Consider the following 26,993-nt stretch of genomic DNA (forward strand, 5'->3'; position numbering starts at 1 on the left):
TTATAAGGGTTCGGACTATAGTAAAAGCATTAAGGTTTTAAGTTTCTCAGTCAATAATTCTGCTTGATAGTTTTTAGATTTGATGACATCTTAAAAATTAGAAATTATGAAAAGTGAAGACAAAAAAGTACCATACAATTCAGATATTACAGAAGACGATAAAAAAATACTGGGAGACAAATGTGGAAACCTAAGACAAGATAATGGTGATGATCAATTATTAAAAAAGCGTCCAAATGAGCCCGATTTTGCTGCTAAAAATTTAGATATTCCCGGAGGTAGTAATGCAAGACCATTGACAAACGATAGACATCCCGATGAAGAAAATAGACACCATAGTCTTGGAAGTGCACATAACGAAAACTTGGAATTAAATATCGATAACGACACTGATAAATAGTTTCAAATCTATACGATTCGTCAGTTCGAGTAATCCAACTTTTTGTTGGATTGTATCGAGAACTATTGATTATGATAAAAACAGTGTTCTCGATAAATTTTGCTTTCTCGAAACCTTTCGAGAGCAAAACACTCGAACTGACTGGCATTATACAATCATAAATATTTTTGTTGAAATAAAGCTCTAAGTTTTAAGTAAAAGCTTGACCAAAGCACACAATCAACACCTAAATTCCGATGGGGTCGGAATCAACGATTTTCAGAAATAATGAGCTATGAATAAGGTTGACTTACCTTAACAAGGTACTGTAAATTCAGATACTATAATAGCTTTATACCAATAAGTGTTTTCATCTACACAATAATCTATAACAACAATCGCTACTCTTTCTACATCATCTACAAAAGTTTGGGATTGTGCCGTTTGAAAAATAAACAGCCTTATGGTAGTTGCATATTTTAGAAACTTCATCGATTTTACACTTTATCATTTAAAGCTACGATAAAAACAATAAACTCAAGAAATCGCCCAAAACATTAAATTAATATTAAATAACTTACTTTCACTTGGCGTTTCAACCCATAATGAAGAACTTTACATAAAAAACATCCCAATGACAATATTTGTAGATATGGACGATGTGTTGGCCGACACCTATGGTAAGCACATCGAATTTTATAATAAAGAGCACAAAGCAGAATTACATATTAATCAAATTACTTCTGGTGAAATATGGCATAACGTTCCAGAAATACACCAAAAAAGTATTAAAGATCACGCATTGCAACCTGGTTTCTTTCGGGATTTAGAGCCGATTAAAGACGCCATACAAGTCATGGAAGCTTTATACAGCAAACATGAGGTTTATATTGCTACAGCAGCAACGCAGTTTCCAAATTCCTTATTTGAAAAAAGTGAATGGCTAGATGAACACATGCCGTTTATCACATGGCAACACCGCATTATGTGTGGAGATAAGTTTATTTTAAACGGCGACCTTTTAATTGATGATAGAACCTATAATTTAGAAAAATTTGAAGGAGATACGCTGTTATTTAATTCTCCTCATAATGTACACGACACGGGTTATACACGTGTTGCGACGTGGTTAGAAATTGCAGAACGTTTATTGTAAAAGGGTATAAAGTTCTTAAAGCAGCCATAGAAATCTCTACAAAGCATAAATCCAGACAGCTTGTAGAACTATCAACATCCAAATTTCAATATCTCATTTAAAGACAGTAACTTGTTGTGCATAATAACATAGTACCAAGAGCACAATATAATGAGTAAGCATCCAAACACGTATTCGAGAAGAGATTTTGCCAAACTCTCTGCACTGGGAATTGCAGCTCTACCTTTATTAGGATTTCAAAACAGCTTTGAAGCCTTAGATTCAGCACCGAAGAAAGCACTTCAGGTGCATTTGTTTTCTAAACATTTGCAATTTCTCAATTATAATAACATGTCGGAAGCCGCATTGAACATGGGGTTTGACGGCTTAGATCTTACTGTGCGGAGAAAAGGACATGTGCTACCAGAGCAGGTAAAAGACAATTTACCCAAAGCGGTTGAAGCCATGATTAAACACGGTTTAAAGCCTAAGTTAATGACTACTAATGTTTGGGATATTAATAACGCTATACATCAAACTGTTTTAGAAACAGCAAGTCAATTAGGATTTACACATTACCGAACCGATTGGTTAAGATACCCAGATGAGCAATCCATTACAGAGAGTCAAGCATTTTTTGGACAGCAAGCCAAAGCATTGGAGCAGTTCAATAAAAAATTGGGATTAATAGGCGGTTATCAAAATCACTCCGGCAAATATGTTGGAGCTGCTATTTGGGACTTATTACCCATCTTAGAAGCTACAAAAGGACATTTCTTAGGGTGTCAATATGATATAAGACATGCCGTTTTAGAAGGAGCTCAAAGTTGGGAATTAGGCTTACAGCGTATTGAACCCTTCATCAATGCCATTGTCATTAAGGATTTTAAATGGGGACTTAAAGATGGTAAATGGAGTATTATAAATGTGCCACTTGGTGAAGGTATGGTCGATTTTAAGCGCTACTTCTCATTATTAAAACTGTATAACATCAACGTTCCGGTATCCTTGCATCTTGAATATGACTTGGGAGGTGCAGAAAAAGGACAGTCCACTTTAAGTATGCGTAAAGAAGAAGTCTTTAATTATATGAAACGTGACCTTCAGTTTATTAGAGACACATGGAAATACGCATAACCAATTGCTTTGGAGCACAGAAAATCCTGCGAAACACAGGATTTTCTGTTGTTTTAAAACGAGGGAGTTTTAAAACTTTAAATCATTTAAAAATTGGTTGACGTCTTCTTTTGTCTCGCCTGTTTTCTTTTGAATTCGGCCAACAATTTCATCCTCTTTTCCCTCTTGGTAATCTAAATCATCATCAGTAAGTTCTCCCCACTTTTGTTTTATTTTACCTTTTGCTATATTCCAATTTCCTTTTGCTTTATCTTGCCATGGTTTAGACATAATTTCTATATTTTTAAGTTATTAAAGTAAACCACTATAGTCTACTACTGTAAATTTAAAAGAATTAAGAATGATGTATTAACGCTATTGATTTAGTTGTTGATTCAAACAAAAGGAAGAAAAATTAAATGATTTATACCATCATCGATGTTGAAACCACAGGGCAAAGTAATCGCATAACTGAAATTTCTATATTTAAATACGATGGCCATACTGTAATTGATGAGTTTACATCATTAGTAAACCCGGAAACATACATTCCTCAACATATCACAGCACTGACAGGAATTGATGACCATATGGTGGCAGATGCTCCTCGTTTTGAAGCCGTTGCACAAGATATTTTGGACATTACAGAAGACACCATTTTTGTAGCACACAATGTCAACTTTGATTATAATGTTATTCATGGTGAGTTTAAACGTATTGGCTTAGAATTCACACGAAAAAAATTATGTACGGTGCGTCTATCAAGACGGTTATTACCAGGTCATCGATCGTATAGTTTAGGAAAATTATGTAATGCTTTAGATATTAATTTATTGGGAAGACACCGCGCCAGAGGTGATGCAGAAGCGACCGTCATTCTATTTGAATTATTATTAGAGCAAACCGAAGCTTCTGAGGTGTTTAAAGAATTTTTAAACAAGAATTCTAGAGAAGCGACCTTACCTCCTAACCTACCAAAAGCCACATTTGAAGCCTTGCCACATGCCGCAGGTATTTACTATTTTAAGGATAAAAAAGGAAAGGTTATTTATGTAGGGAAAGCTAAAGACCTTAAAAAACGAGTATTGAGTCATTTCTATAGCAAGACCAAAAAGTCGCAAGACATGGTAAGAGAAATTGGTGATATTGATTTTGAAGTTTCAGGAAGTGAACTTATCGCTTTATTAATGGAAGATGCAGCCATAAAACATCATTTTCCAATTTATAATAAAGTGGCCAAGCGTACAGTGCAGTCTTTTGCTGTATTCTCATACGAAGACCGAAAAGGCATTCTTCACTTGGCGAATAATAAAGGGCGTTTGGTTCCTAATCCTATTATCACGTTTTTTAATATTAGAGATTTAAGATCTTATATGGAGAAGCTCTGTGCGACCTATAACTTATGTCCTAAATATTGCCATTTACAAGAATCGGTTTCGGAATGTTCACATTATAGCATTCAAAACTGTAAAGGGGTATGTAAGGATGAAGAATCGGTAGAAAGTTATAATAATAGAGTGCTTGAAGCTATACATGCTATGTCTAATCAAAAGGAAGATATCATTTTAAAAGAAAAAGGTAGACATGCTAATGAAGCCGCTTTTGTCATGATTAAAGGTGGTGACTATTTAGGGTATGGCTTTATAGATCATGACGAACAGATTACTCATATTGATGATTTAAACGCGCATCTTATTGCTCAGAAAAACAATATTGATATTCAGAAAATCTTACGACCTTATATTCTAAACGTTCAATAAAGTGAAAGCGACTACGAAATAGTTGTAGATCAAAAACAGAAAACAGCACAAAATGTACTGTTTTCAAGTAAGAAAAATAAGTTGCAAATACTAAATCGTTAGGGAAATAGATTTATGTTTATTTTTCTTTTTTAAAACTATAGTATAGGTAATTACAGAACCGTTACTAGAGTCATAGTTAACTGCACATTTGCTATTATGGAAAGCCCATCCTGGATAATCTTTTGCGACTTGATTGCTGATTTTTAATGGTAACCTTACGTCTTCGTAATATTCTTTAGAATTGAGAATAATACCATCAGTATCATAAACTGCCGTAATATGATTTTCGTTAGATTTGAAATTAACGGTATACGTCATAGACTTACGTTTACTGTAAACAGGATCTTTAGTCACATCAAACTCTGCGGCTACTTTCTGTAATTTTTTTATGCTGATTGCTAAAGGTTGAGTAGCTTCAAGTTCTAAGTTGAGATAATGTTCATTAGGAATAGAAATATGACGTGGAGTATAATTTTCATCATTTAATTGAAAGGTCTCCATGGCCAAGTCCTGTTGTGCTGTACTAAGGTTGGTTAGTCCTAAAAAAATTAAACCGAAAAGACATGATTTCATTAGTGATACGATTTTAGAGTTATACTGAATAATTAAAATGGTTAAAGCTCTTTCTACAGAAATGCGTTGTTTATGTAGAACACTGCAATGTAGAAGCTATGTTGCTTAAAGCCATATAATAGGTATAGACCTCTAATGAACAGGCCATAGACATTTAATAGACAACGTGATATTTATAGATTTAAAAACTTGTAAATCAACAGTTTAAATATTTTGAATAAAAGAATCTAAATCAGTGTCTTCGGAGAGGTTTAGTTTTTTTCTTAACCGATAACGACTCGTATTTAAGGAGGCTAACGTTATATTTTGAAGGGTGGCAATGCTTCGACTTTCAATTTTTAAACGAATTAACGAGCAAAGTCTAATCTCGTTTTTACTCAAGTTTGGATACTGCTCAATGAGCTTACTATAGAAAGCATCACTTAATTTATCTAGGCGTTCAAAGAATTCTTGTGTATCGCTATCCACACTAATTTTATTTGAAATCTCAACATCGAGAGCATTAATAAGTTTTGGACGTTCTTCAGAATGGGCTTGTTTAATTACTTTTAATTGTTCTGCTAGAGATTTGGCCCAATCTTGATCATGTGTCAATTTTATGGCGAAATCAGACAAGTCACGTTCTTTAGATTTAATTTCCGAATTAAGCTGCTTAACTTTTAATGCCGTGTTTTCAAATTTTTGTTCCGCAAGTAATTGCTTATTCTTAGCGTTAATTAAATGCTGTCTCCTACTGATGATAATTGCAACTAATAGTATGATAAAAATAGAAGATAAAAGTCCTATAAACCACAGTTTAGCGCTTTGACTTTTAATCATATTTTCTTTTTGAATACGGTCTATTTTAAAATTTAATTCGATTCTATCTATAGTGATATCATTTAATTCTTCTTGCCATTTTTTGTCTGCATGATTAGAAAGGGCTTGTAAACTATCAGAAACATGTGCTATCTCTTTTACTGTATTGTAGGCTTCTGGAATATTATGTTGTGCACGTAGTAAAATTTCTTTAGCGTTTAAAAATTCTAATTTAGAACTAATGGTGCTGTTAACATTAGCCTCCTCAGATGCTGTAATAGAGTCTAAAGTCTTAAAATGGTGTTGTGCTGCTTCTAATTGATTTAAGTGTGTAAGAGTTGTGACGAGCTGCGAACCAGCACTAATTAACCTGGGAATGTCTTTTGTTAGGGTTTCTTCATTAATAGCGGATTGAAAAAAATCAAAATTTTGCTCATATAGAGGTAAGGCTTTGTCGTAGGATTGCTGTTTTATATAAATATCTGCAATATTATCGCGAATACTTCCATTTAATGTGTGATTTGGAAATTTAGATTGTGTTAACTTATAAGCACGATCAAAAAAATACATGGCAGAATCTAAATCCTTTTTATACCAGTAGAAAAATAGACCATAATTATTTAAGCTCGAAGGATGATAAATGTAATTTAAGTTTTTAGTAAACGCTATATTTTTTTTATACTGTAGAGCGGCATTATCCAATAAACCCAATTTGGCATAGTTTTCCGCGAGAATACTGCGCGCGTAACTTCGCATATTTCTATAGCCTTCACGCTGAACTGCAGTTAACGCGTCTTCATGCGTTTCATAATATTGAAAGAAGTCGAGATATGATTTTATAGACTCCTTCGGAAACCCCACCGCTCTAAACCAATTACCAGAATGCAAATAACTATCTAAAACGAATGCTGTATGCCCTTGAATATCATCTAATAAGTCTAAACGTTTAAAATGTAGTGATAAATAGCGCTGCATTTGAACATCTGAAAACGAAGCACGTCGAAACGTTTTTATATCTTCTTCTGGAGAAATTGAAGCCATCAGCTTACTGATTTCCTCATATTGCTTAAAAGGCGTGTCGCTAGTGAGTGTGGTGTTTTGTGACCATAATAAAGCGTGTGCTGTTAATATTACAAATACCAGTGATGTATAAAACTTAAGCATGAATTATCAATAGGTTGGATCGGTCTAAAGATACTTATTTTCTAAGAACCTAAAAGAGAACTTTTAATGAAGCCAATCCCCTAAAAAAAAGATAGGATACGCACACTCGGGTCATAAGCGCATCTTAAGCGGGTCATAAGCGGGTCATAAGCGGGTTTGCTATTGAAAATTCTTACATCAAATAAAAAGGGCTACGTTAAGCTTACAGATTATGTTTAAAATGGCATTAGGCCTCTTTCCGAAGTACAGCCAAAGGAGAACTTTGTAGCACAGATCGTATATTACTCAAACCAATTCCCAAAACCAACAGAGTAATACCTGGTAAAAACACTAAAAACGGAATCAATGACGGTGTAAACGGTTCTTTAAATAATAAAAGCGCCAAACAAAGACTACTCACTAAGGCTAATAAAATCCCAACCAAACTACCTAATAAGCCTAAAAATAAATATTCTAAAGCTGAAATTTTCAAAATCTGCGCATTTTTAGCACCAAGGGTTCTTAAGAGAACACTTTCTTTAATACGTTGGTATTTACTCGTCCGTACAGATCCTATTAATACAATTATTCCTGTAATAATACTGAAGAAGGCCATAAAATTAATCACCCAAGACACTTTATCTAATATGTTCTCTATGATGGTGTAAACCTGTCGTAAATCTATGATAGATAAATTGGGAAATTCTGCTACTAAGTCACGTTGTAATGCTGCAGAAGTGGCTTCATCTACAGCATTCGTGGATATCACTCGAAACTGCGGTGCCTGTTCTAAAGCACCCATAGGAAATACAAAATTAAAATTAGGCTGCAATTGTCGCCAATCAACTTTTCGAATGCTACCCACCTTAGTTTCCATAAGGACACCTTGAACATTAAAAGTAATAGCGTCACCAATTTTTATACCGTCTTCTACCAGATTGTCTGCAATAGAAACGAGTATGGTATCATTAGACGTGGTATGTGTTGTCCATTCTCCTTCTAAAAGTTCTTCGGAATCAATCATCTCACCACGATACGTACTTCTAAATTCGTGATTAAGGATCCAATTACGCATCTGTTTCGTTGAGTCTTGTCGTAATTCGTTCGCTAGTCGACCTTTTATTTTATGTATACGCATGGTAACAATAGGGATGCTATTAACCACAGGTAAACCTTTTGCTTTTATACGTTGTTCAATAGTATCTTGCTGATCCGTTTGTACATCTAAAATGATAATATTAGCATTGTCATCACTTTGCCCTACTTCGGTTTTAGCTAGCAATATATCTTTTGTGAAATATAACGTGCTAATTAAACAGGTTCCTAAACCAATAGCGACAACTAAAACAACGGTTTGATTGTTTGGTCGAAATAGATTTAATAAACTTTGACGTGCTGTAAAACCCCAACGCTTTGGAAAATACCTTTTAATACCTAAAATAAACAAAGAGGCCACACCTGCTAAAGCCGCAAAAGCGATTAATGTCGCCAACATAAAACCTAAGGCATAAACGACGTCATTAAGCAACCAAAAAGAAAATAAGAATAGAAATAATAGGACCGCTCCTATCACTGCTACACGCACTTTAATTGGTTCTTGCGCTCCGTTTTCATCAACACGTAAAACATCTAAAGGTGAGACATACCAGGTTCTAAGTAACGGTAATAATGCGAATAACACTGACATAAATAAACCTAGAAATACACCTATCAATATGGGTTGAAGCGAGATGGAAATTTCAACAGCAAACGGTAAGAAATCTTTTAATAAATACGGAAACAATTCTTGGATGCCAACACCAATCAACGATCCAATTAAACCTCCAACAATACCTATACCTGCAATTTGAATCAGAAAAATCAAAAAACTTTGGAGTCGCGAAGCTCCCATACATTTTAATACCGCAATGGCTTTTAGTTTTTCCTTTATATAGATATGAACCGAACTTGCAATTCCAATACATCCTAATAATAAGGCTATAAAAGCGGCAAGGTTAAGAAACTTGCCGACATTGTCATAACGTCTTCCAAGACGTTCACTAGTGCTTGTATGGGTATCTAAATCGGCTTCTTCAGCTTTTAATTGCGGATCGATAATTTTTTCAAACTGGTCTAAATCTAAAGGCTGTTTAGCTTTATAAAAAAATTGATATTCTTTTCGACTTCCAAATTGTAAAAGTCCTGTGTCTTCAATAAACCGATAAGGAATCACAATTGTTGGCGCCACAGATGTTGAAATAGCTGTGCTTCCTGGAATGGCTTTTAATGCTCCTGAAATCGGAAGTGTTATCGCTCCTACTTTTATAGAATCACCTTCCTTTACGTCAAATTGTAGCATTAATGTGGCATCAACCAAGGCTCCTCCTAAATCTTGATACGTACTTGCCGCAGCCTTCGGTTGGCTGTCTATAGTGCCATAAAATGGAAAATCTCCGCTTAAGCCACGTACCTTAACTAACTTGGTGCCTCCATTTTTAGGAAAAGCGATCATGGATACAAAGCTAATTTCCTTAGCATCGGGTTGTAAAGAATCTATAATGGCTTGTGCGCGTTCCGTAGGTTCTTGCTTGGTGTCAATAGTATAATCGGCACCCATTAAGGCTTTAGATTGAAGCTTTATGTTATCTTTAAGATTAGAGCTAAATAATTGAATAGATACTACAGCCGCAATACCTAAAATTATAGATGCCATAAATAACAATAAACGAACTTTGCTCGCTTTGGCATCTCTCCAAGCCATTTTAAAAAGCCAGGTTGTATTTTTATTCATGTTTAGAGGAATGTTTACAGAACAGCAGTACGTTCGTTGGTTAAAATTCGGCCACCTTTAAGTCGTAAAATTTGTTGTGTTCGGTTGGCTAAATCTAAATCGTGTGTAATAATGACTAAAGTCGTTCCGGCTTCTTTATTCAGCTCAAATAAAAGTTGAATCACTTTTTCTCCAGTTTCTTCGTCTAAATTCCCTGTTGGTTCATCAGCAAATAAAATGGAAGGCGCATTAGCAAAAGCCCTCGCTAAAGCCACACGTTGTTGCTCGCCACCAGATAACTGTGACGGATAGTGATGCACACGATCTCCTAAACCGACTTTTTCTAGTAAATCCAAACTCTTTTTAACAGCGTCTTTATTACCTTGTAATTCTAAAGGTACACTTACATTTTCAAGTGCGGTAAGGGTCGGTAATAACTGAAAATTTTGAAATATAAAGCCTACATTTTTATTCCGTAATTGTGCGCGTTCATCTTCATTAAGATTTTTTAAATCCTCGCCACAAAGTTCAATGCTGCCAGAATTTGGTTGATCTAAACCTGCACACAAACCTAGTAACGTTGTTTTTCCACTTCCTGAAGGGCCAACTATAGAAAACGTTTGTCCTTTTTCTACGTCAAATGAAATGTTTTGTAAGACTGTTAATTGTTTGTTACCGCTAGAATATGTTTTTTCTAGACCGGTTATGTTTAATATCTTTGGCATATCAATTTTTAATTTAATAAGACACTTTATGTCGAAGGCTGAAAATAATCATTTGCATTTAAATACACCAATTTCATTGGATTCTAAACTCTTAAAGTTTTGTTATATTATAACAGCGTTTTTAATGGTTGCTTGTGGAGAGAGTAAGTCGGAAAACACAACTACCCAAAGCCAACCAAAGGAACACATAGAGGAAACAACGACTACAGAATCAACTACAAAAACCATTTTATGCTTTGGAGACAGTATCACAGCTGGATATGGATTGGATGATACTAATGATGCTTTTCCTGGCATATTACAGCAGAAAATTGATTCTTTAGATTTAAATTATACGGTTATTAATTCTGGGGTTAGCGGAGAAACAACAGCAGGAGGAAAAGGAAGAATTGATTGGATTCTAAATCAAGATATTGATATCTTTCTATTAGAGTTAGGGGCTAACGATGGACTTCGTGGCGTAAATCTTGTTGAAACAGCCACGAACCTTCAATTTATTATAGATGCTGTAAAGTCTAAAAACTCTGCAACTAAAATTGTATTAGCTGGTATGCAGTTACCACCAAATATGGGCCAAGAATACACCAGTGGTTTTAAACAAATCTTTATAGATATTGCAGAAAAAAATGACTTAGCATTCATTCCCTTTATCTTGAAAGATGTTGGAGGCATAAAAGAACTTAACCAAAATGATGGTATCCACCCTACGGTTGAAGGACATAAAATTCTAGCAAATACGGTGTGGGACGTTTTAGAGCCTTTGCTTTGATCTTAAATAAGTGTTACGCGGACTTTCTTTTTCTTTAATCGTGAATTGTTCAGTTTAGCAATCAAATCATCAGCGATAGTAACAGGTACGGCAACGAAAGCGCAATCTTGTTTTAACTCTATAACACCTAATTGATCTTTATTGATTTGCCCTTGTTTAAAAAATAAACCAGCAATATCACCTTTGGATATTTTATCTTTTCGTCCACCTGAAATAAATAAAGTGGTCCAGAACGGAGGTTTTATATCGCCAGAAGCATTTATTCTAATCGTTTTAGAATTTTCAATAAACTCAGGAAAAACTTCTCGGTCTCCTTTAATCAAATAGGCTGTTCCTTTTGCATTGACACGTGCAGTCCTTCCATTTCTATGGGTATATTCTTGGTAGGCATCTGGAATTTCATAGTGAATAATATAACTCATTTCTGGAATATCAATTCCTCGTGATGCTAGATCACTAGCAATAAGTATAGACACACTTCCGTTTCTTAATTTTATTAAAGCACGTTCGCGATCGTGTTGTTCCATACCTCCATAAAAACAGGTATGCGCAATGTTCTTTTTATCTAAAAATCGACTCAAATCTTCGAGGCGTTCTTTTTTATTACAAAATACAATACCAGGTTCATTGCCTACGTGATGTAATAAATCGACTAAGGTGTTATGCTTATTGGCAGATGGTGACACTACCGTTTTAATTTCGAGTTTAGAGTTCGGTTTTTCCGATAAGAAATTTAAGGTCTTAGCTCCATCCATTCTTAAATACTTTGGAATTGAAGCACCTTGTGTTGCGGAGGTCAGAATGCGCTTAGTGACATTAGCTAAGTAACTCATAATGTCTTTCATTTCCCCTCCTGCTCCAACTTCAATTGAAATATCAAATTCATCAATAACCAATGTTTTAATGAATTTCGTCGTAAAGCGTGCCTGTTCAAAATGATCCGCTAAACGTCCAGGTGTACCAATTAAAATAGCAGGAGTGTGTTTCAATTCTATTTTGTCTTTCGAGATTGCACGACCACCATAAATCGCATTAGCTTTATACCCAGACCCCATATCACGAATGACCGTTTCAATTTGAATCGCTAATTCTCTAGAAGGTACAATAATAAGGGCTTGTACGTCTTCACATTCAGGATCTAAAGTTTCTAAAAGCGGTAATAAAAATGCTAAGGTCTTACCTGTTCCTGTCGGAGATAATAAAATAGTTTTATCATTAGCCTCAATAGATGCTAAAGCAGATTCTTGCATTGGGTTAAGCGCATAGATATTCAATTTTTCAAGTATATCTTGCTGTGCTTTGATGTTATTTGCCATAACTATTTTTTCTTTTTCTTAGGTTTAGTACCGTCAGGTTTTGCAGATGCTAATGTGGTTTGCGCCAACTGGTAGGCTAATACTTTTTCAATCAATTCTTCTTTTGTTAAATGATGAAATACCGTCCTTACCTCTTTTCTTAATTGTTCAGAAATACTACGATTGGGCTTGGTCTTAAATATTTTTTTAGCCCAAAGTAAAGTTTTATTCTCTTCAATACTTTGAGTGTCAGCTTTCTTTAATTCTGAAAAACGGATGCCTAATTCGTCCTCAAAGTCATCAATATCAATGACTTCTTCTTGTTGCAGAATAGTTAAAGCTAAGCCTTTTGCTCCTGCCCTAGCCGTTCTACCACTTCTATGCACGTAAGCATCATAAGTGTCAGGCAAATGATAATTAATAACATATGCCACATCTTTAATATCTAATCCACGAGCTGCTAAATCTGTAGCCACTAAAATGTCAATATGACCTTCTCTAAACTGCCCCATAATCCGATCGCGAATGCCTTGGGTTAAACTACCGTGAATGGCACCCGAAGAGAATTTATTAATGGCTAAATTTTTAGCCAATTTATTGACAGCAGCTTTGGTTTTACAAAAAATAATACCACGTTGTCCGACTTTAGAATTTAAGAAATGTAATAAAACATCTAATTTTTCAATAGGTTCTACCACTATAAATTGATGGTCAATACCTTGATGTCCAACAGTAGTCATATCTGCTTCAATATGAACCACATGCTTAGACATATAATTTTGAACCAATTGCTTTATGGTTCCTGGCATGGTTGCCGTAAACAATAACGTGCGTCTCTTTTTTGGGATTTCTTTGATAATAGCATCAAGACCTTCTTTTAAAGCACTCATCATTTCATCCGCTTCGTCTAAAATAAAATAAGCGATTTTAGAAATATCAACGGCATTTCGTTTTACTAAGTCGGCTAAACGGCCAGGTGTGGCTACAACGATATGTGTGGTACTTTGCAAGCGTTCAATTTGTGGTTTTATAGGAATACCTCCACATACTGTTGCAATAGAAATTTCTGGTAAGTACTTGGCGAATGCAGATAAATTCGTGCTAATCTGTTGTCCTAATTCTCGCGTTGGAGCAAGGATTACGGCTTGTATATTGGTGTTGCTGGGATCCACTAATTCTAATAATGGAAGTCCGAAAGCCGCTGTTTTTCCTGTTCCTGTTTTTGCTAAAGCCACCACATCATTAGCTTGCTGTAAGACTACAGGAATTGTTTTCTCTTGAATATCAGTTGGAACTGAAATTTGTAATTCAGCTAGTGCTTTTTGTAGCTGTTCTTTAATTCCTAAATCGGAAAAACCTTTAGACATATAAAATACTTTTTGCAAAGGTATGAATACCGTTCTTGCTATTTGAAGAATAAACCGATAGAATAAACCGATTTACAATTTTAAAATGCCTATTGAAAGATTATTGCGCTATTTGTTTGTCAGTCATTAGATTCTTAACAACCTAGTGTAATATTTGAGAAATAAAAAAACCATCATAAGATGGTTGTATAAGATATAATGCTACTTAAAACATTATTTTATGACACGCACATTAGTAGCAACTAAACCTTTTTTGCCTTTTTCTATATTAAACGTGACTTTGTTTTTTTCTCTTATTTTACCAACAACATTAGTAGTGTGAACAAATATTTCATCTTTAGAATCTTTAAGTGTAATGAATCCAAAACCTTTTTTTGCATTAAAAAATTTCACGGTGCCTTCTTTTGTTTCACTTACTTTATTAAGATTAAATAATTTATTTATGAAATTTCTAATCATCATTTTGTTTTAAATTTTTATTTAAGGGTTTAAAAAGCAATATATTATTGTTCGTACTACTTTTATTAATTCACGTTACAAAAATAGCATAAATAATAGAGTTTGTAAGAAAGACTTCATATTTTATAATTCTTTATCATTGCTTTTTATTTTAAAGGTTGTATGAATTCTTATCTTTACCATCTTGATAAATAGCCCTAAAAGCGTGAAACAAATAAAAGCTTACTTAGATCAACTAGCAACGATATCGCCATCGGATTGGGAATTTTTTACATCTAAACTGCAACGACGCGTCATAAAAAAGAAGACTGTTTTTCTAAAAACCAACGACATAGAGAATCATATTTCTTTTATAGAGTCTGGTGTAGTTCGCTTATTTATTCCAAAGGATAATCCGGATAAAGAAATCACTTTTGGGTTTAGTTTTAAGGATCAATTTATAAGTGCTTATGATTCTTTTTTAACGCAGACACCTTCTGCTTATCAGTTGCAAGCACTTTCAGAAACGACCTTGTTGAGTATTACCTATGCCGATTTACAAGATGTTTATAAAACGACCCAAATAGGAAATTTAATAGGAAGATTAACGGCAGAACGTCTGTTTTTATTGAAATCTAGTCGTGAACAAAATTTATTAAATCTTACAGCAGAGGAACGTTATTTGAAATTGTTTAAAGAGCGACCAGAGCTTCTAAAGATTATTCCATTAAAATATATTAGTTCTTATATTGGTATTACGGCACAAGCCTTAAGCAGAATAAGGAAACGTGTTTAATAAATTTTAGGGTCATGGTTTCTGAAATATGTAATGGCATATACCTTAAAACAATTCAATTTTTATTGACTTAAGTTCATTGTTTGACACTTAGTGTCCTCTTATCTTTGCAAAAAAAAGCTATGATTATACTTCTTTTTGTTTTGGTACTTTGGTACGGTGGTCTCTTTTTTCAGTCGTTCTTTTTACATCGCTATGCTGCGCACCAAGTATTTACGATGTCTAAAACTATGGAGCGTATCACATTTGTTTTAACATGGATTTTTCAAGGCTCTAGTTATTTAAGTGCGTATGGCTACGGAATTATGCATCGCATGCACCATGCTTATACAGATACTGAAAAGGATCCTCATTCCCCATCGTATGATGCAAATGTGTTTGAAATGATGTGGAAAACAAAAACCATTTATCAAGATATAAATCAACAACGTATTTCAGTAGACCAAAGGTTTACTAAAAATGTACCACAATGGAAATCGTTTGATCGTTTTGCGAGTTCTCGATTTTCGAGATTAGTCTGGATTTCATTATATGTTTTATTCTTCGCAATATTTGTAACATCGTGGTGGCAATGGTTATTATTACCTATTACATTTTTAATGGCGCCAATTCACGGAGTGATCATTAATTGGTTTGGTCATATTTACGGCTATGTAAACTTTAAAATGAAAAACACGAGTAAAAACTTATTCCGATTCGATTTTTTAATGATGGGAGAAGGATATCACAATAACCATCATAAACATGCTAGTAGAGCTAATTTTGGTTTTAAATGGTATGAAATAGATATGACTTACGTCATTATAAAATTATTAGATGCTGTAGGTGTCATTCATTTAAAACCTATTAAAGTAAAAAATTAATATCTTTATTATTATTAAGTGTACAAAATAAAAAAGCCCATCATAATTGATGGGCTTTTTCTTAAACTTTGAAGTATATGTATTAGATAACTTTTACGTTTACTGCGTTTAATCCTTTTTTACCGTCTTCAAGATCGTACTCAACTTCATCGCCTTCACGAATTTCATCAATTAATCCAGAGATGTGTACAAAATGATCTTTGTCAACTCCTTCTTCAGTGATAAACCCGAATCCTTTGGTATCATTGAAAAACTTTACTGTTCCTTTACTCATTGTAATGTAATTTTATTTATATAAATTGTAGGGAACAAAGATGATGTCATTTTTGAAACATACAAGTTTTAAATGGACTTATTTTTAGACGTTTCTTAATTGGGTTCAAAGTTGACATTTTCTCAACAGGCTATATGATTTAATATTCAAATTAATGCATTACCTTTTAGGTGTCAGATTAAAATAGAATTCACCTATCTTTTTAAGCGACGTATCCATCTAAAACATGATATATCTCATAGCTTTGCAAGTCAAAAGTTTTAATTTTGTACAAGATTTTACATTTAGTATTAAATACATACATCAATAGATGAATAAAAAAGCAACTAACAAGGCTATCTATATTGCCACAACAGAACCCAATAGTGGTAAATCCATAATCTCACTTGGATTAATGCAATTATTACTTGGGAAAGCAGCTAAAGTAGGCTATTTCAGACCAATAGTAGATGATTTTGAACCAGGAAAGATTGATAATCATATTAACACCGTTATTACGTATTTCAATCTCGATTTAACATTTGAAGACGCTTATGCTTTTACTCGAAGTGAAGTGATTAAAATGAAGAATGACAATAATGATGATAAAATTATAAGCAAAATTATCGATAAATATAAAGCTATTGAAGAGCGTTTTGATTTTGTCTTAGTTGAAGGTAGTAGCTTTGTAGGAGAAGGCTCTATTATTGAATTTGATATCAATGTATTGATAGCTAAAAATTTAGGTGTTCCAGCTATAATTATTGTGAATGGTATAGGTAAAACTATCGAAGAACTCATTGGTAATCTACATATGGCATTCGATTCTTTTAAAGATAAAGGTGTAGAAGTCTTATCCGTTATAGCGAATAAAGTCAATGAACAACATCAAGATTTTATAGTTTCTGAAATAGAAAAGAATTTACCAGCAGGTATCATCGTTAATGCCATTCCGTTAAATCCTATCTTGGCTAATCCATCGATAAAAGAAATTGTTGAGGAGCTTCATGCTGAAGTTCTTTTTGGTGAAGCACACATTAATAATCAAGCAGGTAATTATAGTGTTGGTGCCATGCAGTTGCGGAACTATCTAACACATTTAAAAGATAATGCTTTAGTGATTACTCCTGGTGATAGAGCTGATATAATTTTAGGAGCATTACAAGCTAATATTTCGGAGAACTACCCTTCTATTTCTGGTATTGTATTAACTGGAGGTTTAAAGCCGGAAGATTCTATAATAAAACTTATCGAAGGGCTTTCTGATGTAGTTCCAATTATTTCTGCTAAACGAGGCACATTTTCGGTAACAAATAGTATCGGTGCTATAAAATCTCAAATTTATGCTGAAAACACTCAAAAGATTCTAACATCTATTAAAGACTTTGAAAAACATGTAAAATCTGAAGCCCTTGTGGAGCGCCTTATTACATTTGAAACCAAAGGAGTGACTCCAAGGATGTTTCAGTATAATCTATTAAAACGTGCGCGCTTAAATAAAAAGCATATTGTTTTACCTGAAGGTTTAGATGAACGTGTTTTAAGAGCTACCAAACAATTGATAGATGTAGATGCCGTAAACATCACGTTACTTGGTGATAAAAAGCAAATTGAAGCTAAACTATTAGCGCTCGATATTGATTTAGATTTAAGTCGTGTAAATGTTGTCAATCCTATTGAGTCCGAAAATTTTGAAGTTTATGCTAATACACTTTATGAGCTCAGAAAACATAAAAATGTAAATTTAGCGATGGCTAAAGATTTAATGGAAGATGTCTCCTATTTTGGAACTATGATGGTACATAAAGGTGATGCAGACGGTATGGTATCTGGTGCAGTACATACAACGCAGCACACTATTCTTCCAGCCCTTCAGTTTATTAAAACACGGCCAGAAACCTCTATTGTGTCCTCCGTATTCTTTATGTGTTTAGAAGATCGTGTTTCTGTCTATGGTGATTGTGCTATTAATCCAAATCCAAATTCTGAGCAATTAGCGGAAATTGCGATTTCGTCTGCGGCAACTAGTATGGCCTTTGGCATAGATCCAAAAATAGCTATGTTGTCTTATTCATCAGGTTCATCTGGTGTTGGTGAGGACGTAGAACGTGTTAGAACAGCCACAGATATTATAAAATCTAAACGACCAGATTTAAAAGTTGAAGGCCCAATTCAATATGATGCTGCTGTAGATATTAAAGTAGGAAAAACGAAGCTTCCAGATTCGGAGGTGGCAGGACTAGCCAATGTCTTTATTTTTCCTGATCTCAATACTGGAAACAACACCTACAAAGCCGTACAACGTGAGACCAAAGCTTTAGCTATTGGACCCATAATTCAAGGTTTAAATAAACCCGTGAATGATTTGAGTCGTGGTTGTACAACAGATGATATTTTTAATACGGTTATTGTTACCGTAATCCAAGCACAAGGTCTATAAAACGTATAATAATGAATATATTAGTTATAAATTCAGGGAGTTCTTCGATTAAATTCCAATTAATAGAAATGCCCTCTGAAACATTAGTTTGCAGTGGTTTAGTGGAGCGCATAGGTGAAGACGATGCCATTCTTAATTATAAAACGCAGCATGTAGATCTTAAACAAATTGAAAGCATAAAAGATCACAATCAAGGCTTAAAACATATCGAAGATTTATTATTGGATTCTGAAAAAGGAGTCATAAAAAATGCCGATGAAATTGATGTTATAGGACATCGTGTGGTTCATGGTGGTAATTCATTTTCAGATACAACTTTAATTACAGAAGTCGTAAAACAGGACATTAAAAGCTATAGTTCCTTAGCCCCTTTACATAACCCTAATAATCTTGAAGGGATTATCGTGGCCGAACAATTGTTTCCTAATGCGAAGCAAGTCGCTGTTTTTGACACCGCGTTTTTTCAAACCTTGCCAGAAAAAGCTAAAAAATATGCGCTACCTAATTCACTTTATAACGAACATCAGATTCAAGTTTATGGGTTTCATGGAACAAGTCATAAATATGTTACTGAAAAAGCACTCGACTATTTAAAACTAAAATCGTCTAAGATGATCACAATTCACTTAGGCAATGGTTGCAGTATGACAGCGGTTGTCAATGGCAAAAGTATAGATCACAGTTTAGGGTTTACACCATCTAATGGTCTTATAATGGGAACAAGAGCTGGAGATATTGATCATGCCGTAATATTCTATTTAGTCAATAATTTGGGGTATACACTTGATGAAGTCAGTTCGTTAGTTAATAAAGAAAGTGGTATGTTAGGTTTAACGGGGTTTTCCGATTTAAGAGATATAGAACGGGAAGCTTCTAATGGTAATAAAGAATGCCAATTAGCCTTAGCCATAAATACTTATCGAATAAAAAAATTCATTGGCGCTTATACAGCTGCGATGAATGGTTTAGATGCTATTGTTTTTACAGCAGGAATTGGGGAAAACTCAAGTGTTATTCGTCAATTAGTTTGTGAGGATATGGACTTCTTTGGAATTGACTTGGATATTTCTAAAAATGAATTACGATCAAAAACATTGAGAGAAATTAATACTGAAACGTCTACAACTAAAATTCTAATTATTCCAACTAATGAAGAATTAGAAATTGCAAAACAGGCCTTTCATCTCGTAAATTAGAACTTTTATTTAGATTTTTCAAATCCATAATCACGAGGATCCTTTCGAACTTTTAACGGAATGTCTTCCTCATTCTTATATAATTTAAGCTCTGTAACATTGGCAGGAAGATTAAATCCTTCGTCATCGAGTACCTCTTTAACTTGTTTAATTATGAGTCCTCGTAATATTCTAGATGACTTTCTATAATCTAAAGTTTCTACCCAGAAAAAGACTTTTAGATTAACCGTACTCGCCGATAGTTCGTTTTCAATTACAAAATTATCGTGAACATCATCATGGACAATTTCGGGATGGTTTTCTAATATATCTTGAATGGCTTTTTTAGCTCCCTCAATATTATCTTCATAACCAATACCTACAGTGAATTCATTTCTAAAGTAACCATCAGCAGTGTAGTTTTCAACTGCTTTTGTCAACACGTCGCTATTCGGTACAAAAATATCACGTCCATCGGATGTTTTTATATGTGTATATCTAAAATTTAAAGCTTTTACTTTCCCAAATAATTCACCTACCTTTATAGTATCGTTAACATTAAATGGTCTGTTGAAAACTAAAATTATTCCAGCTAAAAAGTTTTTACCAATATCCTGAAACGCAAATCCTAAAACAATAGCTGCTCCACCTGCTGCTGTTAATATTCCTGTTGCTACTCCACTTAAACCAGCGACTTCTAATGCTAATAAAATAGAAATTAAAACAAAGATAATCCTAATGGCTTGCACTAGAAACCTAGCCATTAAAGGGTCTTCTGCTTTTTTTAATATACGTTTTTTGTAAATATTAGTTAATAGTCTAGCAATAAGTACTCCTACTACAATAACCAGTATACCTAGAGCTATTCTCGGTAAAATTTCTAACAATCCATAGTAATAATTTTGGATAGATTTTGTAAGGGTTTCTGTGGCTGTTTGTAGTGCTATTGTCATGTAATATTAATTTCCTCTTTTGTAATATTTCAACAATTCGTATTTCTAAAAATAAGAATTATTATAATTATGTTGAAGTTTAATTATACTTATTAAAAAGTGAAAAGATAAAAAACGTCCTAAAAGAATTAGGACGCTCAGAAAAAATTATAGAGTTTATATTATAAATTTGCTAATACTTCATCTGCTTTTAAAGTGATATTCCGTTCTGCAACTAAAATACCATCTTCTGTTTTTGGTTTAAGGATGCGAGTTGTATCTCCTTTTTTAGCCATACGTTTTCTGCATGTCTTTGTTAATAAAGGATCTTCATCAAAAAGAAAGGTTTCTAATTCGTACGGCCCTTTTGTAGGTTCTTTTACTATAGGAAATATTTGTTGCAATTGGTTGAATCTTCTATCACCTCCCGGAACAAAAGTGTATAATGTGTATCGTCCATCTGCATCGGTTTTAACCCAACTTCGATGAAATACGTAACGAGCATCTCCGGTGTTTCTTAAATCAAAATCACCATCTTCATCAGGCTGCTCAATAAATAGAATAATATCTTTTGCTGGTGTTACACCATCACTCTGATATATAATACCAGTTAACTTTAGTTTATTAGTTTTTGATCTATAATCTGGAATGGTGTCTATATTATGTAACTGATCTTCAGCACGATCATATATAGGACTATTAAAATCCAAAATAGAATTTGATTCTTGTGCGACAGCGCTATTAAAAACGCTAGAGAAACATACGATACAAAAAAAAGATATTAGGTTTTTCATAAGAATAAGCTTTTGGGTTACACCAAAATTGATGCTTTTATATTCTAATACCTTAAAAATCATATCAATGCTTCATTTTTACGATAAACCGAAAAAAAGAGTTAAAATTTCCGATGAAATACTATGAGTTCATTAAATAGTAACCGCAAATAATAGACCGTAATATTCTTAAATTCTAACCTTAAAATGGGATAGAATACTTATTGGAGAAACAAAATTACTGAACTGTTTTTTGAGTCTTAAAAATGTTGAATTATAATAGGTATTCTGATTACAAAATCGTGTTTATTTTAATACCACATAAAACATGATATTATAAGATTATAGTCCAAATGTTTATCAAAAATTGGTGTTTCTAAGTTGAAAAATGGAAAAAAACTGAGAGAGTATTTCGTCGATTAAATTGACGTTTAATCCACTAATAGTGCAGTTTAACCAAGAAATATGTATTTTACATGGAAAAATCTTTTTCGAAAAATGCTCAAATAAAGTTGTTTTATTTAATAAATTGTATAGTTTTGTTGTACTAAGATTAATTAAAAGCGTGAATATGAAAACCAAATCTACTTTATTTTGTGCTCTATTTTTTCTAATGATTAGTATGAGTTTTGCTCAAAAAAAAGAGGAATCTCAAAGCATCATTAGTGGCAAAGTAAACATTTCAGCATACCACAGTCGAGAAGACTTAAAAAAGATGAAAAAAGGAGAACTTCTTGTTCTTTACATTGAACGGATAGAAGTAATTGTAAATATCCTTCCAAATATTGCATTTGCAACCAAGCCAGGTGTTACTATGGAGAATCTTGGTATACCAGATACAAAAGATAATAAAAAAGCTTTAGAAGAAAATATTGAAGCGTCTGTTTCTTATTTTGATAGTACTATTGAATTTCAAAAAAAGATATTACCCTACTCTGATACCACAGATTTGATTGCGGCAATTCTTTTTTATGAATCAACTTTAAAAGCATTGCATACCTACGAAGATTTTAAAAAGGATTAGTTAGTTTTTTAATTATTACATGTGTTTAAAAACCTTGATCATACTGGTCAAGGTTTTTTTTAATTCTATTCATGTCCTTACTAAAATGATATAAATCATTTTAAAATATTCTTATTTATCCGACAAACAGCTATAATTTGTAGTATTAATGGTACAATACTATTTTAACAGTGTATTTTATCGATATTATTTGTGTTTCATGGAATATATTTATATGTTTGATGAGAATTGTATTTAAAGCCCTTAAAATCTAAATATAAAATTTACCTATTATGAAAAAAATTACTTTTACTTCACTTTTCTTTCTTTTAGTGTTTGGTAATTTATTTGCTCAACAAGAAAAAGGAATTACTGGCTATAATAACTGGCTAGATTCATGGACAGACTTTCAACCTAATAAAGCTAACTATGAAGAACCGACACAAATACTGTCAGGAAACATTACAGAACATATAACATTAACTAAAAGGAACACCTATCTTTTGTTGGGTGAAGTTTTTGTGACGGATAGCACAACTTTAACAATAGAACCTGGTACTGTTATATTAGGTGATTTTAAAACTAAAGGATCTTTAATTATAGGTAACGGTTCTAAAATTATTGCAGAAGGTACACCAACAGACCCCATTATCTTTACTTCAAATAAAACAGATAAAAATTCTGGAGATTGGGGTGGGATTTTTATTCTTGGAGATGCTCCTATTAATACGTTCGGTAAAGTCGCTTCTCTTAACTATGGCTTAAATCCTTCTTCAACAGAAAGTATCAGTTATGGTGGAGATAATAGTGAAAGTAATTCTGGGATCTTAAATTATATTAGAATTGAATACGCAGGAAAGAAAACAAAAGGTTTCGAAAATTTCAGTGCTCTTACGCTTGCAGGTGTGGGCTCAAAAACGGCTATAAGTAATGTTATGGTGAGCTATTGCGAAGGCAACTCTTTTAATGTTTTAGGTGGCGAAGTTAACTTAACAAAAACAGTGTCTTATAGATCTAATAAAAACGATTATAACTTTAACTACGGTACACAATGTAATATTGAAAATGCCTTAGCGGTAAGATCTCCTTATATTTCTAGTGCAGATGGGTCGCGCTGTATGTTGGTTAGCTCGTATGATTTAAAGGAAAATGCAGATACGTCTAAAAAGCAAACTTTTGTAGATGCTGAAAACCTAACCCTAGTGAACGTTAGTAACGATTTAAAATCAGATATAAAAGTGGGTCTTGTACAAGAAGCTATTTTTATTGGGCCAGACGCATCATTTAATATTAACAGAAGTGTTATTTCTGGTTTTAAACCAGCTATAGTTTTAGATGAAGCTATTGAAATTAATAGTGAGAATTTAGAAAAAGTACAAATTACACGCTCATATTTTAATAATTGTAAAGGGAATATTTTTAAGAAATATGCATCTAACAATGATGATTTAGAGAGTTGGTATGGTAGTAGAGCTTTTGATAATGTCTACTCTAAAGGTCCAGATTCAGAAACTTTTATTGATTCTGACAATAGTAGAACTCCAGATTTTAGATTACGTATAAATAAAATTATAGCATCAAATGATTTATTTGATGACGAAGATGAAGATGAATAAATTTATAGGTGTAAAGCCACTAATAAAACTCTAAACAGCTTATAGAATAAAATTACAATCTCCAAACTAATGCTTCAACCTACTTACCTAAAACAATTCTTATATGGAATTTGTGTATGTCTCGTCTTTATGGCACAACGAGTTAATGCACAAGTGGTTATTGGTACTCCAAATTTAGGATTTACTCAAGCATGTGCAAGTGATTCGTTTAATACCTATAATACCACATTTGTTTTTTCGCCAGAATCTGCATTAAACGCATCTAATCAATTTATTATTGAGATGTCTGATGCCAGTGGAGATTTTACAGAACCAACCGTTGTACATACTACGGAAGCAGGATCTGTTACGGTATCTCCAGCAACAATAGCGTTTTCTATACCGGAAACTACAGCTGGTGAAAATTATCGTATTCGTATAAAAAGTAGTGCTCCTGCGGCAACGAGTTCAAGATCAGTGCCGTTTGCAGCGTATTATAAAATTCAAGATTCACCTTTTACTATTAACAACTTGGTCTCTACTGGAGTGTATTGTTCAGGAGGTAGTTATTTATTATCAATTGATAATCCAGGAAATGGAAATAACGATTCTCCACTGCAATACCCTAGTCTTACATTCAAGTGGTACAAGGAAACTGGTCCAACGACATCTGCTTTTGTAGCTGACGGTCCTACATTATCTGTAAGTACAGAAGGGACTTATTTTGTAAGAACGAACTACGGCACATGTACATCAGATTCTTTTTCTAATCGCGTAACTATTAGTGAAGCGGTATCAGGGGAAGCCAATGCAACCATTGTTTCAAGTTTAGGGAATCCATATTGTCCAGGTGAAGGTTTCACGTCTTTAAGTACTATTAGTGGTGTTTCATATCAATGGTATAAGGATGGTAATATAATTGCAGGTGCAACAGATCAAATGTTTCAAACTAATGAGTCTGGTATATTTTCAGTTCAAGTAGATTTAGGTGACTGTTCTGCTTCTGGTACTATTGATTTAGTAAGTGAGTTATTTGAAAGTTCTATTGATGTCCCTGAGTTTAATGAGATGTCTGAAGAAGATTCACTACTAGTTACTGTAACTACAACGGCTATAAACCCAGAATTTATATGGTACTTAAATGGTAATATTATTGCAAGCGCAACGGGAGCTTCATTTGAGGCTACTGAGTTTGGTGACTATGTAGTTCGTATTACGCAAACTACAGATTGTACAACATCTGTTGAATATTTATTTTCTATAGAAGAAGAATTAGATCTTTTTCCTGAAGTGGAGCATATTCCAAACTTAATTAGTCCTAATGGTGACAGTATTAATGATACTTGGATTATACCAGCGCAATATGTGAGTGGTACAGATACGGAAGTAATTATTTTAAGTAGTCAAGGTAAAATCGTTCTGCAGACTAAAGATTACTTAAACAATTGGCCTGAAACGGATTTAAATTTAACAAACATTAATCAAGTCTATTATTACATTATCACAACAGCAGATAATAAAACAAAAAAAGGTTCAATAACCGTAGTGAAATAATATGAAAGCACTTTTTTTACTTCTTATATTATGGTTCTGTTCTTTACAGACATTCTACGCTCAAGAAGATGACGGAGTGGTTTCACTTGCCATACCAACACGTAATTCTTTGACATTTAATCGTTATACCGTAAACCCAACGTTTAGTTTTGTGAGAGCGCAAACTAAGTATATTAGTATCTATAATAAAAGAGAATGGGTACAATTTGAAAATGCACCACTCACCTATTTAGCAAGTTATTCAGGACGATTTGGTGAAAATATAGGTGCTGGTTTAGGATTGTTTCAACAAAATTATGGAGTATTAACCACTTTTGGTGGTATTTTGAATTTTGCATACAACGCACAATTAAACTACAATAGCAACCTAACATTTGGATTGAATATTGGTGCTTATAAAAGTGGTATAAATACGGCAAATGTAGTCACAAATTTTGATGATCCTTCATTGCAAAACGTCCCAGAAAATTTTCTTTTAACGATTAACCCAGGGATTAATTATGGAACTGAGTTTTTAGATTTTGGAGTATCTATAAACAACTTGGCATTATATAATTTTGAATCATCAGCACTTATTGAAGATAATCCACAACAAAGCATTGCGGCTCATGTGATGTACACAGGTTATATGGATAGCAGAGGTTTTTTTGACGAAAGTAAGTTTACAGGCTTATTACGATCTGAGTTTCAAAAAGAGGAAACCATCTTATCTGCAGTGGCCATGGTCACGGTACCTAAAGGAATTTGGGCACAAGCGGGTTATAATACACTGTATGGTGCTTCAGGTGGACTAGGTTTAAATATCACAACACAAATTGCAATTGAGTATAATTATGAAACTGCTTTTGGCGATTTAAGTAATTTTGGTCCATCGCACGAAATCACTTTAGCTTACCGATTTAAAAACGATAATTATTATGATTATAGTCGTGAGGATGAAGTAAGCAGTATCCTTTCTTCAAATAGAACTAAAAGGCGTCGTGTAGTTAAAACTTCAAAACCAAGTACTACAAGAGCGAAATCTACGACTAATGCAGAAGCGAAAGCCGAAGCAGATGCTGAAGCTAAATTAGCGGCGGAACAAAAGGCTAAAGAAAAACTTGAAGCTGAAAAACAAGCTGAAATTTTAGCTATACAAGAAAAAGAGCTTAAAGAAGCTGAAGCGCAGGCTAAATTAATAGAAGATCAAAAAGCTAAAGAATTGGCCGAAGCAAAGGCTGAAACCGATAAAATTGAAGCTGATAAAAAGGCTGCGGAAAGAGCGGCAATGAGAGTAAAATTACAAGCAGAACAAAAAGCTAAAGAAGACGCTGCTGCTCA

Annotated in this window: 25 protein-coding genes; 13 read left to right on the forward strand and 12 right to left on the reverse strand. The window is 33.5% G+C overall.

The features are described 5' to 3' along the window. Positions 1-106: 106 nt before the first annotated feature. Positions 107-400 (forward strand): hypothetical protein, encoded by a 294-nt coding sequence (locus KO515_RS13910; RefSeq protein WP_215936945.1) that lies wholly within the window; start codon positions 107-109, stop codon positions 398-400. 294 nt (positions 401-694) lie between these two features. Here KO515_RS13910 and KO515_RS13915 read toward each other — a convergent pair whose 3' ends face one another. Further along, positions 695-871 carry a hypothetical protein gene (locus KO515_RS13915; RefSeq protein ID WP_215936946.1) on the reverse strand — a complete coding sequence of 59 codons (177 nt, stop codon included), beginning with the start codon at positions 869-871 and terminating at the stop codon, positions 695-697. A gap of 142 nt (positions 872-1,013) precedes the next feature. Here KO515_RS13915 and KO515_RS13920 point away from each other — a divergent pair, with 142 nt between their 5' ends. Together KO515_RS13920 and KO515_RS13925 are read left to right on the forward strand one after the other, a co-directional pair. Further along, entirely contained in the window at positions 1,014-1,535 is a 522-nt protein-coding gene (locus KO515_RS13920; RefSeq protein WP_215936947.1) for a 5' nucleotidase, NT5C type, read from the forward strand. A gap of 150 nt (positions 1,536-1,685) precedes the next feature. Continuing rightward, the gene (locus KO515_RS13925; RefSeq protein WP_215936948.1) at positions 1,686-2,651 is read left to right on the forward strand and encodes a sugar phosphate isomerase/epimerase family protein; all 966 of its coding nucleotides are present in this window, start codon (positions 1,686-1,688) and stop codon (positions 2,649-2,651) included. Positions 2,652-2,720: 69 nt separating this feature from the next. On the opposite strand, the gene KO515_RS13930 is transcribed toward KO515_RS13925, so the two are convergent. Then, entirely contained in the window at positions 2,721-2,921 is a 201-nt protein-coding gene (locus KO515_RS13930; RefSeq protein ID WP_215936949.1) for a CsbD family protein, read from the reverse strand. Positions 2,922-3,049: 128 nt separating this feature from the next. On the opposite strand from KO515_RS13930, the gene KO515_RS13935 reads away from it, so the two are divergent. After that, positions 3,050-4,390 (forward strand): exonuclease domain-containing protein, encoded by a 1,341-nt coding sequence (locus tag KO515_RS13935; protein ID WP_215936950.1) that lies wholly within the window; start codon positions 3,050-3,052, stop codon positions 4,388-4,390. Between the two features lie 90 nt (positions 4,391-4,480). Here KO515_RS13935 and KO515_RS13940 read toward each other — a convergent pair whose 3' ends face one another. The 4 genes from KO515_RS13940 to KO515_RS13955 all read right to left on the reverse strand — a co-directional run bounded on the left by KO515_RS13940 (position 4,481) and on the right by KO515_RS13955 (position 10,420). Continuing rightward, positions 4,481-5,005 (reverse strand): hypothetical protein, encoded by a 525-nt coding sequence (locus KO515_RS13940; protein ID WP_215936951.1) that lies wholly within the window; start codon positions 5,003-5,005, stop codon positions 4,481-4,483. Positions 5,006-5,209: 204 nt separating this feature from the next. Beyond that, positions 5,210-6,967, reverse strand: a complete 1,758-nt coding sequence (locus tag KO515_RS13945; RefSeq protein ID WP_215936952.1) for a tetratricopeptide repeat protein — start codon at positions 6,965-6,967, stop codon at positions 5,210-5,212. Positions 6,968-7,193: 226 nt separating this feature from the next. After that, complete coding sequence (locus KO515_RS13950; RefSeq protein ID WP_215936970.1) at positions 7,194-9,686, reverse strand: ABC transporter permease; 2,493 nt, start codon at positions 9,684-9,686, stop codon at positions 7,194-7,196. A gap of 44 nt (positions 9,687-9,730) precedes the next feature. Then, the gene (locus KO515_RS13955) at positions 9,731-10,420 is read right to left on the reverse strand and encodes an ABC transporter ATP-binding protein (RefSeq protein ID WP_215936953.1); all 690 of its coding nucleotides are present in this window, start codon (positions 10,418-10,420) and stop codon (positions 9,731-9,733) included. Between the two features lie 28 nt (positions 10,421-10,448). Between KO515_RS13955 and KO515_RS13960 the strand changes: the two genes are divergently transcribed. Next, positions 10,449-11,189, forward strand: coding sequence for an arylesterase (locus KO515_RS13960; protein ID WP_215936954.1), 741 nt, complete (start codon positions 10,449-10,451; stop codon positions 11,187-11,189). A gap of 2 nt (positions 11,190-11,191) precedes the next feature. Here KO515_RS13960 and KO515_RS13965 read toward each other — a convergent pair whose 3' ends face one another. The 3 genes from KO515_RS13965 to KO515_RS13975 all read right to left on the reverse strand — a co-directional run bounded on the left by KO515_RS13965 (position 11,192) and on the right by KO515_RS13975 (position 14,313). Continuing rightward, a complete protein-coding gene (locus KO515_RS13965) occupies positions 11,192-12,505 on the reverse strand; it encodes a DEAD/DEAH box helicase (RefSeq protein ID WP_215936955.1) in 1,314 nt (437 codons plus the stop codon). Between the two features lie 2 nt (positions 12,506-12,507). Continuing rightward, on the reverse strand, positions 12,508-13,851 hold the full coding sequence (locus tag KO515_RS13970; protein ID WP_215936956.1) for a DEAD/DEAH box helicase: 1,344 nt from the start codon (positions 13,849-13,851) through the stop codon (positions 12,508-12,510). A 213-nt stretch (positions 13,852-14,064) separates the two neighbouring features. Next, a complete protein-coding gene (locus KO515_RS13975; protein ID WP_215936957.1) occupies positions 14,065-14,313 on the reverse strand; it encodes a cold-shock protein in 249 nt (82 codons plus the stop codon). Between the two features lie 202 nt (positions 14,314-14,515). On the opposite strand from KO515_RS13975, the gene KO515_RS13980 reads away from it, so the two are divergent. Together KO515_RS13980 and KO515_RS13985 are read left to right on the forward strand one after the other, a co-directional pair. Continuing rightward, positions 14,516-15,085 (forward strand): Crp/Fnr family transcriptional regulator, encoded by a 570-nt coding sequence (locus KO515_RS13980; protein ID WP_215936958.1) that lies wholly within the window; start codon positions 14,516-14,518, stop codon positions 15,083-15,085. Between the two features lie 122 nt (positions 15,086-15,207). Continuing rightward, positions 15,208-15,948, forward strand: a complete 741-nt coding sequence (locus KO515_RS13985) for an acyl-CoA desaturase (protein ID WP_215936959.1) — start codon at positions 15,208-15,210, stop codon at positions 15,946-15,948. Between the two features lie 82 nt (positions 15,949-16,030). On the opposite strand, the gene KO515_RS13990 is transcribed toward KO515_RS13985, so the two are convergent. Beyond that, on the reverse strand, positions 16,031-16,222 hold the full coding sequence (locus KO515_RS13990) for a cold-shock protein (protein WP_215936960.1): 192 nt from the start codon (positions 16,220-16,222) through the stop codon (positions 16,031-16,033). 310 nt (positions 16,223-16,532) lie between these two features. Here KO515_RS13990 and pta point away from each other — a divergent pair, with 310 nt between their 5' ends. Both pta and KO515_RS14000 read left to right on the forward strand, forming a co-directional pair. After that, positions 16,533-18,641 (forward strand): phosphate acetyltransferase, encoded by a 2,109-nt coding sequence (gene pta, locus KO515_RS13995; RefSeq protein ID WP_215936961.1) that lies wholly within the window; start codon positions 16,533-16,535, stop codon positions 18,639-18,641. A gap of 11 nt (positions 18,642-18,652) precedes the next feature. Then, positions 18,653-19,837 carry an acetate/propionate family kinase gene (locus KO515_RS14000; RefSeq protein WP_252723879.1) on the forward strand — a complete coding sequence of 395 codons (1,185 nt, stop codon included), beginning with the start codon at positions 18,653-18,655 and terminating at the stop codon, positions 19,835-19,837. Between the two features lie 5 nt (positions 19,838-19,842). Here KO515_RS14000 and KO515_RS14005 read toward each other — a convergent pair whose 3' ends face one another. Continuing rightward, positions 19,843-20,769, reverse strand: a complete 927-nt coding sequence (locus KO515_RS14005; RefSeq protein ID WP_215936962.1) for a mechanosensitive ion channel family protein — start codon at positions 20,767-20,769, stop codon at positions 19,843-19,845. 161 nt (positions 20,770-20,930) lie between these two features. Then, positions 20,931-21,542 carry a hypothetical protein gene (locus KO515_RS14010; RefSeq protein WP_215936963.1) on the reverse strand — a complete coding sequence of 204 codons (612 nt, stop codon included), beginning with the start codon at positions 21,540-21,542 and terminating at the stop codon, positions 20,931-20,933. Positions 21,543-22,092: 550 nt separating this feature from the next. On the opposite strand from KO515_RS14010, the gene KO515_RS14015 reads away from it, so the two are divergent. The 4 genes from KO515_RS14015 to KO515_RS14030 form a co-directional block, all read left to right on the forward strand. Next, entirely contained in the window at positions 22,093-22,545 is a 453-nt protein-coding gene (locus KO515_RS14015; RefSeq protein ID WP_215936964.1) for a hypothetical protein, read from the forward strand. 272 nt (positions 22,546-22,817) lie between these two features. After that, positions 22,818-24,140 (forward strand): hypothetical protein, encoded by a 1,323-nt coding sequence (locus KO515_RS14020; protein WP_215936965.1) that lies wholly within the window; start codon positions 22,818-22,820, stop codon positions 24,138-24,140. A gap of 129 nt (positions 24,141-24,269) precedes the next feature. After that, the gene (locus tag KO515_RS14025) at positions 24,270-25,673 is read left to right on the forward strand and encodes a gliding motility-associated C-terminal domain-containing protein (RefSeq protein ID WP_252723880.1); all 1,404 of its coding nucleotides are present in this window, start codon (positions 24,270-24,272) and stop codon (positions 25,671-25,673) included. Position 25,674: 1 nt separating this feature from the next. After that, positions 25,675-26,993, forward strand: a 1,319-nt coding sequence (locus KO515_RS14030) for a PorP/SprF family type IX secretion system membrane protein (protein WP_215936967.1), incomplete at its 3' end; no start/stop codon positions are given.

This window comes from Winogradskyella psychrotolerans, from assembly GCF_018860545.1.
GTDB classification, from domain to species: Bacteria; Bacteroidota; Bacteroidia; order Flavobacteriales; family Flavobacteriaceae; genus Winogradskyella; species Winogradskyella psychrotolerans_A.